Annotated in this window: 14 protein-coding genes and 1 tRNA gene; 7 read left to right on the top strand and 8 right to left on the bottom strand. The window is 62.7% G+C overall.

The window, feature by feature from the left end; genetic code table 11:
• Window positions 1-19: 19 nt before the first annotated feature.
• Together NKK47_RS07335 and NKK47_RS07330 are read right to left on the bottom strand one after the other, a co-directional pair.
• Window positions 20-892, bottom strand: a complete 873-nt coding sequence (locus NKK47_RS07335; protein WP_352576050.1) for a carbohydrate ABC transporter permease — start codon at window positions 890-892, stop codon at window positions 20-22.
• A 68-nt stretch (window positions 893-960) separates the two neighbouring features.
• Window positions 961-2,229 (bottom strand): ABC transporter substrate-binding protein, encoded by a 1,269-nt coding sequence (locus NKK47_RS07330; RefSeq protein ID WP_352458565.1) that lies wholly within the window; start codon window positions 2,227-2,229, stop codon window positions 961-963.
• Window positions 2,230-2,619: 390 nt separating this feature from the next.
• Between NKK47_RS07330 and NKK47_RS07325 the strand changes: the two genes are divergently transcribed.
• Entirely contained in the window at window positions 2,620-3,867 is a 1,248-nt protein-coding gene (locus NKK47_RS07325; RefSeq protein ID WP_352575852.1) for an MFS transporter, read from the top strand.
• A 73-nt stretch (window positions 3,868-3,940) separates the two neighbouring features.
• The gene (gene rnd, locus NKK47_RS07320; RefSeq protein WP_023674454.1) at window positions 3,941-5,092 is read left to right on the top strand and encodes a ribonuclease D; all 1,152 of its coding nucleotides are present in this window, start codon (window positions 3,941-3,943) and stop codon (window positions 5,090-5,092) included.
• Between the two features lie 12 nt (window positions 5,093-5,104).
• On the opposite strand, the gene NKK47_RS07315 is transcribed toward rnd, so the two are convergent.
• From NKK47_RS07315 to guaB, 3 genes are read right to left on the bottom strand one after another with little or no spacing between them, the layout of a single operon-like run.
• Window positions 5,105-5,524, bottom strand: coding sequence for an MAPEG family protein (locus NKK47_RS07315; protein WP_023674453.1), 420 nt, complete (start codon window positions 5,522-5,524; stop codon window positions 5,105-5,107).
• A gap of 28 nt (window positions 5,525-5,552) precedes the next feature.
• Window positions 5,553-6,092, bottom strand: coding sequence for a hypothetical protein (locus NKK47_RS07310; protein WP_031211165.1), 540 nt, complete (start codon window positions 6,090-6,092; stop codon window positions 5,553-5,555).
• A gap of 31 nt (window positions 6,093-6,123) precedes the next feature.
• The gene (gene guaB / locus NKK47_RS07305) at window positions 6,124-7,626 is read right to left on the bottom strand and encodes an IMP dehydrogenase (protein WP_352458563.1); all 1,503 of its coding nucleotides are present in this window, start codon (window positions 7,624-7,626) and stop codon (window positions 6,124-6,126) included.
• 293 nt (window positions 7,627-7,919) lie between these two features.
• Here guaB and NKK47_RS07300 point away from each other — a divergent pair, with 293 nt between their 5' ends.
• The gene (locus NKK47_RS07300; protein ID WP_352575849.1) at window positions 7,920-9,341 is read left to right on the top strand and encodes an MFS transporter; all 1,422 of its coding nucleotides are present in this window, start codon (window positions 7,920-7,922) and stop codon (window positions 9,339-9,341) included.
• A gap of 181 nt (window positions 9,342-9,522) precedes the next feature.
• On the opposite strand, the gene NKK47_RS07295 is transcribed toward NKK47_RS07300, so the two are convergent.
• Together NKK47_RS07295 and NKK47_RS07290 are read right to left on the bottom strand one after the other, a co-directional pair.
• Window positions 9,523-10,218 carry an RlmE family RNA methyltransferase gene (locus NKK47_RS07295; protein WP_023674449.1) on the bottom strand — a complete coding sequence of 232 codons (696 nt, stop codon included), beginning with the start codon at window positions 10,216-10,218 and terminating at the stop codon, window positions 9,523-9,525.
• On the bottom strand, window positions 10,215-11,636 hold the full coding sequence (locus NKK47_RS07290; protein ID WP_023674448.1) for a Ppx/GppA phosphatase family protein: 1,422 nt from the start codon (window positions 11,634-11,636) through the stop codon (window positions 10,215-10,217). The genes NKK47_RS07295 and NKK47_RS07290 overlap by 4 nt, the downstream gene beginning before the upstream one ends.
• Window positions 11,637-12,123: 487 nt before the next feature.
• Here NKK47_RS07290 and NKK47_RS07285 point away from each other — a divergent pair, with 487 nt between their 5' ends.
• The 3 genes from NKK47_RS07285 (at window position 12,124) to NKK47_RS07275 (ending at window position 14,002) form a co-directional block, all read left to right on the top strand.
• Window positions 12,124-13,056 (top strand): lysylphosphatidylglycerol synthase domain-containing protein, encoded by a 933-nt coding sequence (locus NKK47_RS07285; protein ID WP_352575847.1) that lies wholly within the window; start codon window positions 12,124-12,126, stop codon window positions 13,054-13,056.
• A 119-nt stretch (window positions 13,057-13,175) separates the two neighbouring features.
• Window positions 13,176-13,249: transfer RNA gene (locus NKK47_RS07280), tRNA-Gln, on the top strand.
• A gap of 123 nt (window positions 13,250-13,372) precedes the next feature.
• Window positions 13,373-14,002 carry a hypothetical protein gene (locus NKK47_RS07275; RefSeq protein WP_352575845.1) on the top strand — a complete coding sequence of 210 codons (630 nt, stop codon included), beginning with the start codon at window positions 13,373-13,375 and terminating at the stop codon, window positions 14,000-14,002.
• Window positions 14,003-14,119: 117 nt separating this feature from the next.
• Here NKK47_RS07275 and NKK47_RS07270 read toward each other — a convergent pair whose 3' ends face one another.
• Entirely contained in the window at window positions 14,120-14,419 is a 300-nt protein-coding gene (locus NKK47_RS07270) for a hypothetical protein (protein WP_352458760.1), read from the bottom strand.
• Between the two features lie 252 nt (window positions 14,420-14,671).
• Between NKK47_RS07270 and NKK47_RS07265 the strand changes: the two genes are divergently transcribed.
• Window positions 14,672-15,094, top strand: a complete 423-nt coding sequence (locus tag NKK47_RS07265) for a CBS domain-containing protein (protein WP_023674444.1) — start codon at window positions 14,672-14,674, stop codon at window positions 15,092-15,094.
• Window positions 15,095-15,201 lie beyond the last annotated feature (107 nt).

Genomic DNA, 15,201 nt, shown 5'->3' with positions numbered 1-15,201 from the left:
GGTCAGTAGTCCCCCATGATCAATAGTCCTTGTCCAGTCTTATCCGGCCGAGCCAAAGAACGAGCATGGTCAGCAGAGCGAGGATAAGGAAGAGAAGCGTCGAGGCGGCGGAACCGGAAGCGAACTTGTCGAACTCAAACAGGCTCTCGCGGGCAAACACCGACATCGACTTGGTGTGTATGTTGTTTGGCGTAAGCACGTAGATCAGATCGAAGATGCGCAGGGCATCGAGACCGCGAAAGATCACGGCCACCATCAACGCCGGTCGGATGAGCGGCAAGGTGATCTTCCAGAAAATTCTCCACGCGCCGACGCCGTCGAGCTTGGCGACCTCGTAGATTTCTTGTGGAAGCATCTGGAGGCCGGCGAGAATGAGAAGCGCCATGAAGGGGGTGGCCTTCCAGATGTCGACAACAAGGACGGCGACCATCGCCGTGTCGGCGCTGGCCGTCCAGGCGATCTTGGTGCTGATCAGGCCGAGCTTGAGCAGGACGTCGTTGATGATGCCGAACTGGTCGTTGAGCATCCACTGCCACATTTTCGCCGAGACGATCGTCGGGATCGCCCAAGGGATGAGGATCGCGGCGCGCACGATGCCGCGGCCGCGAAACCTGGCGTTGAGCACCAGCGCGACGATCATGCCGAGCACCGTCTCGCAGGTCACCGAAATCACCGCGAAGCGCACCGTGTTCCAGACGGCGCGCCACCAGACCGGATCGGCGAGCAGCCCGTCATAGACGACGCGGCCGCTCGGCATTTGCAGGACGGAGAAATAGTTGGCGAAGCCAACCCAGCGGCGGGCTTCGAGGTCGGCGAGCGAGGCATCGGTGAAGCCGAAATAGATCGTGCGCATCAACGGCCAGCCGGCAACGGCGGCGAGCACGATGAGCATCGGAGCAAGCAGCAGCCATGCCGAGCGCACACGCTGACGCGCCAGCAGCGAGCCTGAGCGCGGCGAGGTCACCAGGCGGTGCCCTTGAGCCTGGTCAAGGAGAACTCCAGATCGGCAAGGTTGTCGGCGGCCGTGCCCTCGCCGGACATGGTGTTGTGGACGGCGGTCCAGAACTCGCTCGATGCCTCATTGTACCTGGTCTTGGCCTGGGCCGAGGGACGCGGCACCGCGTTGAGGACGACTTCCTTCCAGCGCGGAATGACCGGCTGCGCGCCGGCGATGTCGGCATCGTCATAGAGTGCCTGGATGGTCGGCAGATATGCCCCCTTCAAGGCGCGGTACTTCTGCATCTGAGGCGAGGCGATCCATTTGACCAGCTCGATCGCTGCATCCGGGTTCTTCGAATATTTGGAAACCGCGAGATTCCAGCCGCCAAGCGTTGCTGCCGGGCGCGCGCCCTCACCCGACCCCGGCGGCAGCGTGGTCACCTTGAACTTGCCTTTGATGGGGGAGCTTTCGCTGTTGCCAAGCGCGTAGGCGTAGGGCCAGTTGCGCATGAAGACGGCGTTGCCGGTCTGCCAGACGCCTCGCGACTCTTCTTCCTGGTAGGCCAGAACGCCGGGCGGCGAGATGGTTCCCACCCAGCTCCTCGCCATTTCCAGCGCCGCAGCTGCTTGCGGATTGTTGATGGAGATCGTGCCGTCCGGCTCGATAATCTGGCCGCCGCCGTTCGACTTCACCCATTCGAGTGCATCGCAGGTCAGCCCCTCATAGGCGTTGCCCTGGAAAACGAAACCCCACATGTCCTTGTTGCCGGCCGCGCGCTCCTTGTCCATGACAAGCTTGGCGGTATCGGCAAGTTCAGCCCAGCTGGCCGGGACCCTGGCGCCGTATTTGTCGAGGAGATCCTTGCGGTAGTAGAGCGCCGGAGCGTCGGTGAATATCGGCAAGGCGACGAGCTTGCCGTCCACGGTCTGCGATTTGATGATCGATGGGAAATGGGCGCCAACGACATCCTTGGTCGCTTCGGTCAGGTCGATGAACTGCCTTGCAAGCTGGGGGGCCCAGATGATGTCCGTTTGATAGACGTCGACGTCGCTGCTTCCGGCGGCAAGCCAGAGCCGGTATTGGCCAAACTGGTCCGTTGCCGAGGGAGGCAGCGGAACGACGCTAACCTTGTTGCCGGTCTTCTTCTCGTATTGATCGAGGATCTCGCGAAGGATTCTCTGGCCGTTGCCGGTATCTCCGGACACCATGGCGAGGTCGACAGCCCGCGCCGGCCCGGCCGCCAGAACTGCGGCCACGGCAAATGCCGCAAATGCGGAATGAAATTTCATGATGGCGGACCTCCCTTTGGAGCTTCAGGCCGGGCAGCAGAAACGACGTCGATGCCTGACACCGTCTCCGCGCACCGGCAGCTCACAAGACGCGTATTCGCCCACCAGCACTGAACTACAAAGATACGCCTTGGTTCCCAACACGGAGGGTCCGGCGCCACGCGGTAGCGCAAGTTCCCCCTCGGTAATGCACCTAAAGCGTGTCGCGTTCGATCGGCCTCATGCGACGCGCTTTAGGTTCTTGTTTTTATGCATGTCGTTATCGCAAAACCGCTGCACACTTTTGCGCGACATGCATTAAGGCCCCGGCTGGCCCCAACGCCACCGGGAATTGCCGCTGGCATTGGCGAAGGCGATGGTTCAAGAAGGATCAACGACAGGCTTTCCTTCATGTCCTCCATCCGCCCGCTGATCCCCCTCCTGATCGCCGCCGGCATCCTGCTCGGCGGCAACGGCCTGCAGAGCACGTTGATTGCGCTGCGTGGTGCGCAGGAAGGTTTTCCCGCTTCCTCGATCGGCCTGATGGGCACGTTCTATTTCGCCGGCTTCCTGCTCGGCTGCCTTGCCGTGACCCGCATCATGAAGTCCGTCGGCCATGTGCGCGCCTTTTCGGCACTCGCGGCGATCGCCTCGGCGGGAACGCTGCTTCTGGTGCTGGTCATCGATCCGGTGATGTGGTGCGCCGTGCGCTTTGCCGGCGGGTTCTGCTTTGCCGGCCTGTTCACCATCATGGAAGCCTGGCTGAATTCCGGCGTCACCAACACCGACCGGGCGCGGGTGCTTGCCATCTACCGGATGGTCGACATCGGCTCGGTGACGGGCGCCCAGTTCCTGATCCCGATCTTCGGCGCCGGCGGCTTTGCTATCTTCGCCATCATGTCGATGATGATCACCGTTTCGCTGGTGCCGGTTTCGCTCGGCGACCGCTCCAATCCGACGCCGCCGGAAGACGTCAAGCTCGATTTGGCGCGCGTCTGGCGGATCTCGCCGCTCGGCTGCTTCGGCTGTATCGCCGTCGGCGTCACAAACAGCGCCTTCCGCACCCTGTCGCCGGTCTATGCCGAGCAGATCGGCATGTCGGTCGCCGACGTCGTCACCTTCGTCAGCGTCGGCATTTTCGGCGGCGCCATCATCCAATACCCGCTTGGCTATCTCTCCGACCGCTGGGACCGGCGCTCGGTGCTGCTGATGACGACGTGCTGGGCGATGGTGGCGGCACTGGCGCTGGCATTCGTGGCAGGCGGCAGCCCGTTTCTCAACTTCCTGCTCGTCTTCATCTTCGGCTGCTTCGCCATGCCGCTCTATTCGTTGTCAGCGGCGCATTCCAACGACCGCGCCGACAAGGGCGAGTTCGTGCTGATCAACGCTGCCTTGATGCTGTTTTATTCCTTCGGCGCCATCGGCGGGCCGTTCGCAGCCTCGACGGTGATGCAATTTTTCGGGCCGAGCGCGCTGTTCGTGTTCAGCGCCACCGTCTATGCGATCTTCGTGGCCGTCATCCTTTACCGGATGCAGGCGCGCTCCGCCGTGCCGGCCACCCATCGCAGCCGTTTTACGGCGCTGTTGCGCACTTCGACGGTTTTTGCCCGGTTGGCGAAGCGGAATGCCGATCCCGATGAACCCGCAAAGCCTGGATAGAGGTGCTTGCGCTTGACGAAAGCGCGCGCGGCTGAAATTGAAAGAGACCCTATCCCTTGCCAAAAGCGATTTGATGCACGTCATCACCACCCAGAAAGAACTCGAGACCGCTATTGCCGCTTTCGAAAAGGCGGAATTCGTCACCGTCGATACCGAATTCATTCGCGAAACGACCTTCTGGCCGATCCTGTGCCTGATCCAGATGGCAGCGCCCGGGGTGACCGCGCTGATCGATCCGCTGTCGCCCGACATCGACCTGAAACCGTTCTTCAGGCTGATGGCCAACGAGGCGATCGTCAAAGTCTTCCATGCGGCGCGGCAGGACATCGAAATCATCGTGCATCTCGGCGATCTGGTGCCGCATCCGGTGTTCGACACCCAGGTCGCGGCAATGGTCTGCGGCTTCGGCGACAGCGTCTCCTACGACCAGCTGGTGCAGCGCATCACCGGAGCGCGGCTCGACAAGTCCTCGCGCTTCACCGACTGGCGCCACCGTCCGCTGTCCGAAAAGCAGCTCGACTACGCGCTCGCCGACGTCACCCACCTGATCGAGGTCTACAAGCATCTCAGCGCCGAGTTGGTGCGGGAAAACCGCGCCCACTGGCTGAACGAGGAGATGGACGTGCTGACCTCGCGCGAGACCTACGATCCGCATCCCGAGGATGCCTGGAAGCGGCTCAAGATGCGGCTGCGCAAGCCGCAGGAACTGGCGATCGTGCAGGCGGTGGCCGCCTGGCGCGAACGCGAAGCGCGCGAGCGCGACGTGCCGCGCGGCCGGGTGCTCAAGGACGATGCGATCTACGAAGTGGCGCAGCAGGCGCCGCGCGACGCTGCGGCGCTGAGCAAGCTGCGTACCACGCCGAAGGGCTGGGAGCGCTCGTCGACGGCGACGGCACTGCTTGGCGCGGTAAACGCTGCCCTTGCCCTGCCCAGGGAAGAGATGCCGAAGCTGCCGAAGAGCTTCCAGCCGCCGGAGGGGTCAAGCGCCGCGGCGGAGTTGCTGAAGGTGCTGCTGCGGATCGTTGCCGAAAAGGAGGGCGTCGCATCCAAGGTACTCGCCTCCAGTGACGACATCGACCGCATCGCTGCCGAGGGCGAGGAAGCCGACGTGCCGGCATTGCAAGGCTGGCGGCGCGCCGTCTTCGGCGAGGCCGCGCTCAAGCTGGTGCGCGGTGAACTCGCCATCAGGTTCGACAAGCGCAAGATCGCTGTGTTCGATTTGTAGCCTTGAGCTTGCTCAGACCAAGCCGAGCAGATGCAGCGCTAGCCATATCCAGCCAAGTGCAAGAACTACCGCGCCCAGGTAGAATGCCCTGCTGCGCAGGATTAGCCGATTGCTGGTCAAGTGGACCGACGCGTGAAGATAGCGGGAGACGACAAATATCCACATCAGAGCCAAGGTCAGATAATTGACGCCATTGGTCACGTGCAGCGTCAAGCATAAGACGTAGAAAAGCACCTGCAGTTCGAACTGGTTGCTCAGATTGTCGGCGACGGTGATACTGGACCCAGGCTCCGTCGAGCGCGTCTTGAACTGGCCGGTCTTGGCTTCGCCCGACCTGACCGCACCATAGCGGCGCCGGCCCATTACGATATAGACGATATAGACCAGCAGCACCTGCGCCAGCATCGGCCAGAAGATCGCGGTCTGGTTCAAGACGCCCCCTGTCGTTGTCACCCAGCCTTCAAGGCCGTTTCTGAGCCATCAGAGTGAAAGCCGCAATGACCGTCACTGGTATCGCCAGTAGGGCGAACTTGGTGACGATCAGCGCCGAGGCGAAGGATAGTGAATCCGGATTGGCCGACAGAAAATCGGACAAAAGACGAGCCACGGCGATATTCTGGGCATAGTCGGTAAGCAGGTAGGGCAGCACCAGCACAACCGCGAATATCGACTGGGTTTGCGCAGGCAGTGCACGGAAATTCTTCAGCCGCCGGCCCGTGGCCAGGATCAGGCTGACCATCGTCAGCGATAGCAGCGCCGGAAAAAGCAGGTCGAAGGTCAGGTAATGCCAGACGAGAATAATTTCGCTGCCGCGCCGGCCGAGGGCTGTTAGCCAGGCCATGCCCTCATCCGGGGTGAAACCGGTATAGCGCATGTCGAGCGACGGCAGACCGCCGCTCAATTGGCGAAAATAGAGGAACTCCATCGCCGTCATGATGATGAAAACCGCCACGGTGGCGGTACAGAGTGCGGCCGCGTGGCGCGACAGCCGCAGGATCATTGCCGCCAGATTGCGCCAAGACGCATGACGGTCAGGCTCCGCCAGGATAATTCGGGCTTTCGCGGGTAATCGTGACGTCATGGGCGTGGCTTTCACGAAGTCCGGCATTGGATATCCGCACAAAAGTGGCGCGCTCGCGGAAATCGGCAAGGTCGCGGCCACCGACATAACCCATAGCGGCTTTCAGGCCGCCTGCAAGCTGGTGCAGCACGCCAGACACAGGTCCTTTGTACGGCACCTGCCCTTCGATGCCTTCCGGGACCAGTTTCAGCGTGTCGCGCACCTCGGCCTGGAAATAACGATCGGCGGAGCCGCGCGCCATCGCGCCGACCGAGCCCATGCCGCGATAGGCTTTGAAGGAGCGGCCCTGGTGCAGATAGACCTCGCCCGGGCTCTCGTCCGTGCCGGCCAGCAGCGAGCCGATCATCGCAGCACTTGCGCCGGCGGCCAGTGCCTTGGCGAGATCGCCCGAATATTTGATGCCGCCGTCGGCAATGACCGAAACGCCGGATTTCTGCGCCGTCTCGACCGCCGACATGATCGCCGAGAGCTGCGGCACGCCGACGCCGGCGACGATGCGGGTGGTGCAGATGGAGCCTGGCCCGATGCCGACCTTGACCGCGTCGGCGCCGGCATCGATCAGCGCCAAGGTGCCTTCCGCGGTGGCGACGTTGCCGGCCAGGATGCGAACCGAGTTGGACAGCTTCTTGGCCCGCGTCACCGCATCCAGAACGCGCTGCGAATGACCGTGCGCGGTGTCGATCACCAGAAGGTCGACGCCGGCGTCGATGAGGCGCTCGGCCCGTTCGAAACCGTCATCGCCGACGCTGGTGGCGGCGGCGGCGCGCAAGCGCCCCTGCGCATCCTTGGTGGCGTGCGGGTTGAGCTGCGACTTCTCGATGTCCTTGACCGTGATCAGCCCGACGCAATTGCCGTCCCGATCGACCACAACCAGCTTCTCGATGCGGTGCTGATGGAGCAGCCGCTTGGCCTCGTCCTGATCGACGTTCTCCTTGACCGTGATCAGGTTCTCGCGGGTCATCAGCTCATAGACCTTTTGCGCCGGATCGGACGCGAAGCGGACGTCGCGGTTGGTCAGGATGCCGACGAGCCGGCCGACCGTGTGGCCGCCGGTGCCGCCGTTCTCGACCACCGGAATGCCCGAAATGCTGTAGGTGCGCATCAGACCCAGCGCATCGGCAAGCGTCGCCTCGGGACCGATGGTGACCGGATTGACCACCATGCCGGACTCGAACTTCTTCACCTGCCGCACCTGCTCGGCCTGTTCGGCCGGCGAGAAATTGCGGTGGATGACGCCAATGCCGCCGGCCTGGGCCATGGCGATGGCGAGCCGCGCCTCTGTGACCGTGTCCATGGCGGCCGACAGGATCGGCACGTTGAGGTCGATGTCGCCAGCGATGCGGGTGCGGATGTCGGTCTCGCCGGGCATGACCTCGGAATGACCCGGCTGCAGCAGCACGTCGTCAAAGGTCAGCGCCAATGCGCCGGTGGACGTCTCGATGATTTTTGCCATGGCCAGCCCTCGGAATGCAGGAAAGGCGCTCGCCCTGATGGACAGCGCCGACTCGTCTTCTTCCCTTTCAGGATTGGCGCTGGCTCGTAACACGTCCGATCGCCGTTGAAAAGCCGATGGTTGTGTAGTGGCGAAGCTGCATTTTGCCCTAGGGGCTGCGAGACTTGCGGTCGCACAAACGTGACAGCAAATTAATGCGACATCCGGGCCAAGCCGTGATAACCGCCCTACCTGTCGGTTTGGCCCCCAAGGCCGGCAAGAATCGCGACGCGCATTTCAAGACCGGATCCATCGTGAACCGCACCATTCCGCTTATCCTGGCGGTCGCTCTTTTCATGGAAAACATGGATTCGACCGTCATCGCGACATCGTTGCCGGCGATCGCCATCGACATCCACACCAGCCCGATCGCGCTCAAGCTGGCGCTGACCGCCTATCTGGTATCGCTGGCGATCTTCATTCCGATCAGCGGCTGGATGGCCGACCGCTTCGGCGCCAAGAATGTCTTCCGCGCCGCGATCGCCGTGTTCATCGTCGGTTCGGTCGCGTGCGCCATTTCCAATTCGTTGCCGGCTTTCGTGGTGTCACGTTTCCTGCAAGGCATTGGCGGCGCCATGATGACGCCGGTCGGGCGTCTGGTGCTGGTACGCGCGACGCCGAAAAGCGAGCTCGTTGCCGCCATGTCGTGGCTGACTGTCCCGGCTCTGGTCGGCCCCCTGGTCGGCCCGCCGGTCGGCGGCTTCATCACGACCTATTTTTCCTGGCACTGGATTTTTCTGATCAATGTGCCGATCGGGCTGATCGGCATCTGGCTGGCCACGCGTTTCCTGCCGAAGACCGACGCCGCGCAGACGCCGCCGCTCGATCTCATCGGTTTCGTGCTGAGCGGGCTGGCGGCATCGGGCATTGTGTTCGGCCTGTCGGTGGTCAGCCTGCCGGCTCTGCCGCCAGTTGCCGGCTTTATCACCGTTGCCGTCGGGCTGGCATCGGCGGTGCTTTACCTGCTGCACGCGCGCCGCGCCAAGAATCCGCTGCTGGCGCTCGAGCTGTTTCGCAATCGGGTGTTCCGCTCGTCGGTGCTCGGCGGCGGACTGTTCCGCATCGGCATTGGTGCCGTACCTTTCCTGTTGCCGCTGATGTTCCAGATCGGTTTCGGGCTGACGCCGTTCCAGTCCGGCATGATCACCTTCGTCTCGGCGATCGGCGCCATAGGCATGAAATTCGTCACTGCCCTGATCTTCAGGGTCGCCGGCTTCCGCCGGGTGCTGATTTCAGGCTCGCTCATCGCTGCCGCGTCCATCGCCATCAACGGCCTGTTCACACCCGACACGCCCTATGGGCTGATCCTCGCCATGCTGCTCGCCGGGGGCTTCATCCGGTCGATGTTCTTCACCGGCATCAATGCGCTTGCCTACGCCGAGATTTCGGCCGCCGACACCAGCAAGGCCACGCCGATCACGGCGGTGTTCCAGCAGTTGGCGATCGCACTCGGCGTGGCGCTGGCCGGCGGCATCCTGGAAGTGTCGACCAATATCCATGGCGGCCCGCTGACGCTGAGCGACTTCCACACCGCCTTCTTCATCGTAGCGGCGGTGTCGGCGGCAGCCTCGCTGTCGTTCATGCGGCTGGCGCCGGACGCCGGCAATGCCGTGTCGGGACATGGCAGGTTGACGCCGCCGAAGACGCTGGAGCCGGTGAGCCCGCCGGGGAGTTGAGGAACCCTTCCCTTCTCCCCTTGTGGGAGAAGGTGGATCGGCGCGCAGCGCCGAGACGGTTGAGGGGTGTTTGAAGAAATGAGGCGATGATAACTGCAAGCGTGTTGCCAAGCTGGAACACCCCTCATCCGACCTCGCTTCGCGAGGCCACCTTCTCCCACAAGGGGAGAAGGAAAGGGCGCTACCCCTTAAAATCCTTCGCCAACAAATAAAGCTCCACCGACTCATCGCGCGAGGCCGGCGGCTTGACGTGGTGGACCGAGCGGAAATTCCGCTTCAGCCTGGCCAGCAATTCGTTTTCGGCGCCGCCCTGAAACGTCTTGGCGAGGAAATGTCCGCCCGGCTTCAGCACCGACAGCGCGAAATCGGCCGCCACCTCGCAAAGATGCATGGTGCGGATGTGATCGGTCCGCTTGTGGCCGGTGGTGGGTGCGGCCATGTCTGAAAGCACGATGTCCGGCTGGCCGCCCAGCGTCTCGGCCAGCTTTTCGGGTGCCTGCGGATCGAGGAAATCCATCAGCAGCACCGGCGCGCCCGGCACGGCGTCCATCTCGAGATAGTCGATGCCGACGACGTTAGGGTGTTCCGCGGTCGACTTGGTACGCGCGGCGGCGACCTGGCACCAGCCGCCGGGTGCCGCACCAAGGTCTATCACCTTCATGCCAGGCTTGAGCAAATGGTGCTTGTCGTCGATCTCGATCAGCTTGTAGGCGGCGCGCGAGCGATAGCCGTCGGCCTTCGAGCGCTGGACATAGGGATCGTTGATGTGGCGCTGCAACCAGCGGCGCGACGATTCCTTCAAGCCGCTTTTCTTCTTGATCTTCGTCTTCAGCACGCGAATGCCGGCGGAGCTCGGTCTTTCCGGTTTCTTGGTCATTGCCGGCCTCGCCGCCAGACGCCGTCATCGGCCATCAATTCGCTCAGTATGCCCTCGCGCAGGCCACGGTCGGCGACACGCAGCCGCTCCGACGGCCAGACGGCACGGATCGCCTCCAATATGGCGCAGCCGGCCAGAACCAGGTCGGCGCGGTCGGCGCCGATGCAGGGATTGGCGACGCGCTGCTGGAAATCCCAGCCGACCAGCTTTTCGACCATGCGGTCGACGCTGTCGCGATCCATCCACAGCCCGTCGACGCGGCGGCGGTCGTAGCGTTCGAGATCGAGGTGGACGCCGGCCAGCGTCGTCACTGTGCCCGAGGTGCCGAGCAAATGGAATTTCGGGCTGGACAGGAGGTGGCTCAGCCGGTCGCGCTCGTCGAAGGCGCGCAGCCGCATTGCGACATCCTCGACCATGGCGCCAAAGATCTCGCGCGTGACCGTGCGGCCGCCAAAACGCTCGGCCAGCGAGACGACGCCGACCGGCAGCGACGTCCACGAGACGATATGGTTGGCAAGCCTTGGCGAGCGCTGACCGGTGAGGTCGATCAGCGCGATTTCGGACGAGCCGCCGCCGATGTCGAACAGCACGACGCCTTGCGTGTCGCGCTCGACCAGCGAGCCGCAGCCCGACACCGCCAGCCGCGCCTCGGTCTGGCGGTCGATGATCTCGAGCTTCAGGCCGGCCTCGCGCTCGACGCGCTCGAGGAACTCGACGCCGTTGGCGGCGGTTCGGCAGGCCTCGGTGGCGATCAGCCTGGCCTTCCTGACCTTGCGGTTGCGCAATTTGTCACCGCAGATCTTCAGCGCCTCGACCGCGCGGTCCATTGCGGCGTCGCCAAGCCGACCATTGGCGGTAAGGCCCTCGCCCAGCCTGACAATGCGCGAGAACGCATCGATGACGCGGAACTGGCCATGGCGCGTCGGCACCGCGACCAGCAGGCGGCAATTGTTGGTGCCGAGATCGAGCGCGGCAAACACCGGCAATTCCTGCAGCGGCGGCGGTGTGCGGGCACCTTGCCCCGGCCTTGGCGAGGTTGGAGGCAATTGCGCGATCGAAGCCGATTGCGCGATCGAGGACTGCGGCGCGATCGAAGCCGCTGGCTGGGACGGGCGAGCGGCCGAGGCCCCGCCGGCGACGGGCACCGAAGTGCCTGTTATCCCCGGACGAGCCTCGTCGCGTGCGAAAACCTTGCGCCCGCGCCGCCGCTTGCGCCGCTTCTTGGGTTTGCCGTTCTGATGCGGGCCGTTCTGGCCCTTGTGGTCGTGGGACGTGTCGCCAGCCTGTCCGTTACCCGACCGGGGCTGCATCTGACGGCCGTAGCGTCCGGTGGATGGGCTTGCCTGGCCGGACGGCGTCGGCGAACCCCTGGACACGCCCACTTCCGGCGCGCCAGCGCCGGCTTCGTGGTCTTCCACTGTCGTTCCTTCCGGCGCCGCGCGAACCGGAGACCGGACGCAGCAGGCGCTTTTACATGTTCAAGTTGCCGCCAGACTATCAGCGCCGGGCCGGATCACCAAGAGTGCTCACGGCGAATTTTGCCGGCGGCGTGAAGGCGGCGACGTCGGTGACCCCCTTCTCCCCTTGTGGGAGAAGGTGGCCGAGCGAAGCTCGGTCGGATGAGGGGTGCTGGACGGATCGCGGCATTGAAGATGTAACCCGTTCAAATCATTTTATTTTTTCGAGCCGAGCTCCTTCCGGCACCCCTCATCCGGCTCGGCGCTGCGCGCCGATCCACCTTCTCCCACAAGGGGAGAAGGGAAGGCGCGAGCGCCACAACGCGCCTTCCCGGTTGAATAGCCGGCTTCAATGAGGCATTTCTGAAATGAACCATTCGGGAGCGCGGGCGGTTTCCTGCTGCGAACCGGAAAACGGGTACGGGCTGCAACGCATGATCGTCAGGCAATGAACTGGAGCCGCTATTTCTGGCCCGTCATCGGCATCGCCGCGGTGGTGTTCTCGCTGTGGCTGCTGCTGCACGAATTGCGCGGCATCTCGCTCGACGATGTCTGGGCCGGCATAATCGCCATCCCGGCGCGCGGCTGGGTGCTGGCGGCGCTGAGCTCGGTCATCGCCTATGCCTCGCTCGCTGGCTACGACCACATCGCGCTGCTGCACATCGGCAAGAAAGTCTCGTGGTTGTTCGTCACCTTCTGCTCGTTCACCACCTACGCACTGTCGCACAATATCGGCGGCTCGGTGTTTTCCGGCGCGGTGATCCGCTACCGCGCCTACGGCACCAGGGGCCTGACCGGGCAGGACGTCGGCATTCTGGTGGCGATCTGCTGGATCACCTTCGTGCTGTCGACGCTGTTCGTCTCAAGCATCGTCCTGCTGCTCGAGCCCGAGGTGATCGACCGGTTTTCCGGCACGCCGCATCACCGGCTGGCGCAGGCGGGAGGGCTCGCCATGCTGCTCGTGGTGGCGGCCTATGTCTTCGGCAGCTGGCTGCATCTCAGGCCGCTGAGGATCGGCAGCTTTCAGCTGCACTATCCGGCGCTGCCGATCGTGGCGCGGCAATTGCTGGTCGGCCCGATCGAGCTGCTGGCGGCGGCGGCGATCATCTTCTTCGCCCTGCCCGCCACCGGCAATCCCGGCTATTTCATCGTGCTCGGCGTCTTCCTGGTGTCGTTCTCGATCGCACAGATCTCGCACGCGCCGGGCGGGCTCGGCGTGTTCGAGGTGGTCTTCCTTGCCGGCTTGTCGCATATGGATCAGGTCGGCGTACTGGCGGCGCTCCTGGTGTTCCGGCTGTTCTACCTGATCATCCCGCTGCTGATCGCGCTCGGCGTGGTGCTGTTCTTCGAGCACTCGCAATACAGCCGCAGCGAGAGTTGAAGCGCCGGAAGCCGACGATTGCACCCAGACACAGGGTTGACTATTTTCCGGCGGCGGCTACAAGGCACGCGCGGCGACGTCGCCGCCCTGCCCGCGTGGTTTTCAACAGCCGCGCCTGCTGGGGAATAGGTTAACGGTAGACCCACGGACTCTGACTCCGTTAGTCCTGGTTCGAATCCAGGTTCCCCAGCCAATTGATTCTCTTTCAATACACGTACACGATTTTGCTCGATCATCACGCAATGCACTTGTGTCAAACAATGCTTGCGTCCGCGCTGATCTTGCGCAATACTTCCTTCTGCTTGGGGGGATAGGGATGAAATGTAGAAAGTTTGCCGTTTTTGCGGCCGCGTTTACGCTTGCCGGGTGTCAATATAAAGCCGAGCCAATGCCAATCGCCGCTTATAACGTTTATTCGAGCTACGGCGAAAAGCTCCCTGGAAAATATCTGCTGTTTATAGACTCCACCGCGCTAAATAGATCGATCAAGCCTTCGGATCTAAATTGCGCCGCTCACAGTTACCCGATCGATATGCGAAGCGGGTTCTCCGGATCTGTCCGCAAGACGCTGGAATCCCTCGTCACAGAACTCGAGATCGTGGATCAGCCAGTCGATGCCGCTGGCCTCGCGGAGCGTAAGAGCCGTGGGATGATTATGGTCAAAGGCGAAGAGATGAATGCCCGACTGCGGGTTGTACCAGGTTTTTGGTCTGCCGGCATAGAAACCGATGTTGACTTGGTTGCTTCGATAACTGTTGACGGTCGAAAAGGTCGATTGCTCGGTTCAACTGTGGAAGGTCAGGGAAATGCACAAGGCGATGCAGGTGTCCTCTGCGAGGGCGGCGCTAAATCGCTAACCGATTCCGCGGAAAAGGCACTGAAACAAGCGGTGGGCCGCCTCGGCGAAGCCCTGACCAATTCGGAACGGGTTCGTAACGGCGTTTGAAGGAAAATAGATGCGCTCGCTTGCATCTGTTCCCCGGGATACCGCTGATCAACGAACCCTTGCCCGCGTTCCCGGTCTGCCGCACCCCCAGCGCCGTACGGGCGAGCCAAAGTGTTTTCACGTCCGAAGAATATATGTTCCGCAAGAACTGCTCATCGAGTATTGCCGCGTCGCCGATGTCGCGGTTTTTCGATGCACCCGGGGGCCGAGAGTATCGCCGGGCAAATCGGCAAAGCCGAGAAACCCGGAAACGAGCCAGGCGGCGAAAAGAAAATAGTGCACCGGAATTACGGTGACGGTGCACTTTTTACCATGTTCGCCCCGCCGCATCGTGTAACCTTGCCCGCGTTCCCGGTCTGCCGCAGCACCGTACAGGCGAGCCAAAGTGTTTTCACGTCCGAAGACTATGCGTTCCACAAGGACCGCTCATCGAATATTGCCGCGTCGCCGATGTTGCGGTTATCGATGCTGGGGGATGCGGCAGACCGGGAACGCGGGCAAGGTGCACCATGCGGCGGGAGCGACATGGTAAAAAGTGCACTGTCACCGTAATTCCGCATGACAACCACCGCAAAATGCGGGTCTGGATGATGACCTCTGGCAGCCAAACCCCGTCCGCGTTAGAATGGGACAGGGGGACATTCACCAACCCAGCAAGGGAGGTCCGCCATGAAAGTCAAAGACGCAATGCATAAGGGTGTCGACTGGGTCAGCCCCGAAACCGCTGTCACCGAACTGGCGAAAATGATGCGAGCCCAGGATATCGGGTCGATTCCCATTGGAGAGAACGACCGACTGATCGGAATGGTGACCGACCGCGATATTGTCTGCAACGGACTGGCAGAAGATGGTTTCGACGGCCGCATCGCAACGGCGCGCGATGTTATGACGGCCGGCATTCACTGCTGCCGCGAAGACGACGATCTGGCCAAGGCCGTACGGCACATGGAAGAACTGAAAATCCGCAGGTTGCCGGTGATCAACAAGAATATGCGGATGGTCGGCATCCTTAGTGTCGGCGACGTCAGTCAGTCGGCACCGAGGGAACTGGTGTCCGAATACGTCAAGAGCGTTTCCGCCCACCACCACTGAAGGGCGGCTCGCCCGTGCGCTAAGAGTCCGTTTTGAAATTCACGGGTGAGCGTTTCGGCGGATGAGATTGCCGCCCATTGCGACAAGGATCATGGCTTGCGAGACGT

Origin of the sequence: Mesorhizobium sp. M0019, assembly GCF_040323975.1 — a bacterium.
Classification (GTDB): domain Bacteria; phylum Pseudomonadota; class Alphaproteobacteria; order Rhizobiales; family Rhizobiaceae; genus Mesorhizobium.
The sequence above is the reverse complement of the archived record's forward strand: the minus strand, read 5'-3'. Positions and strand labels throughout refer to the sequence as shown.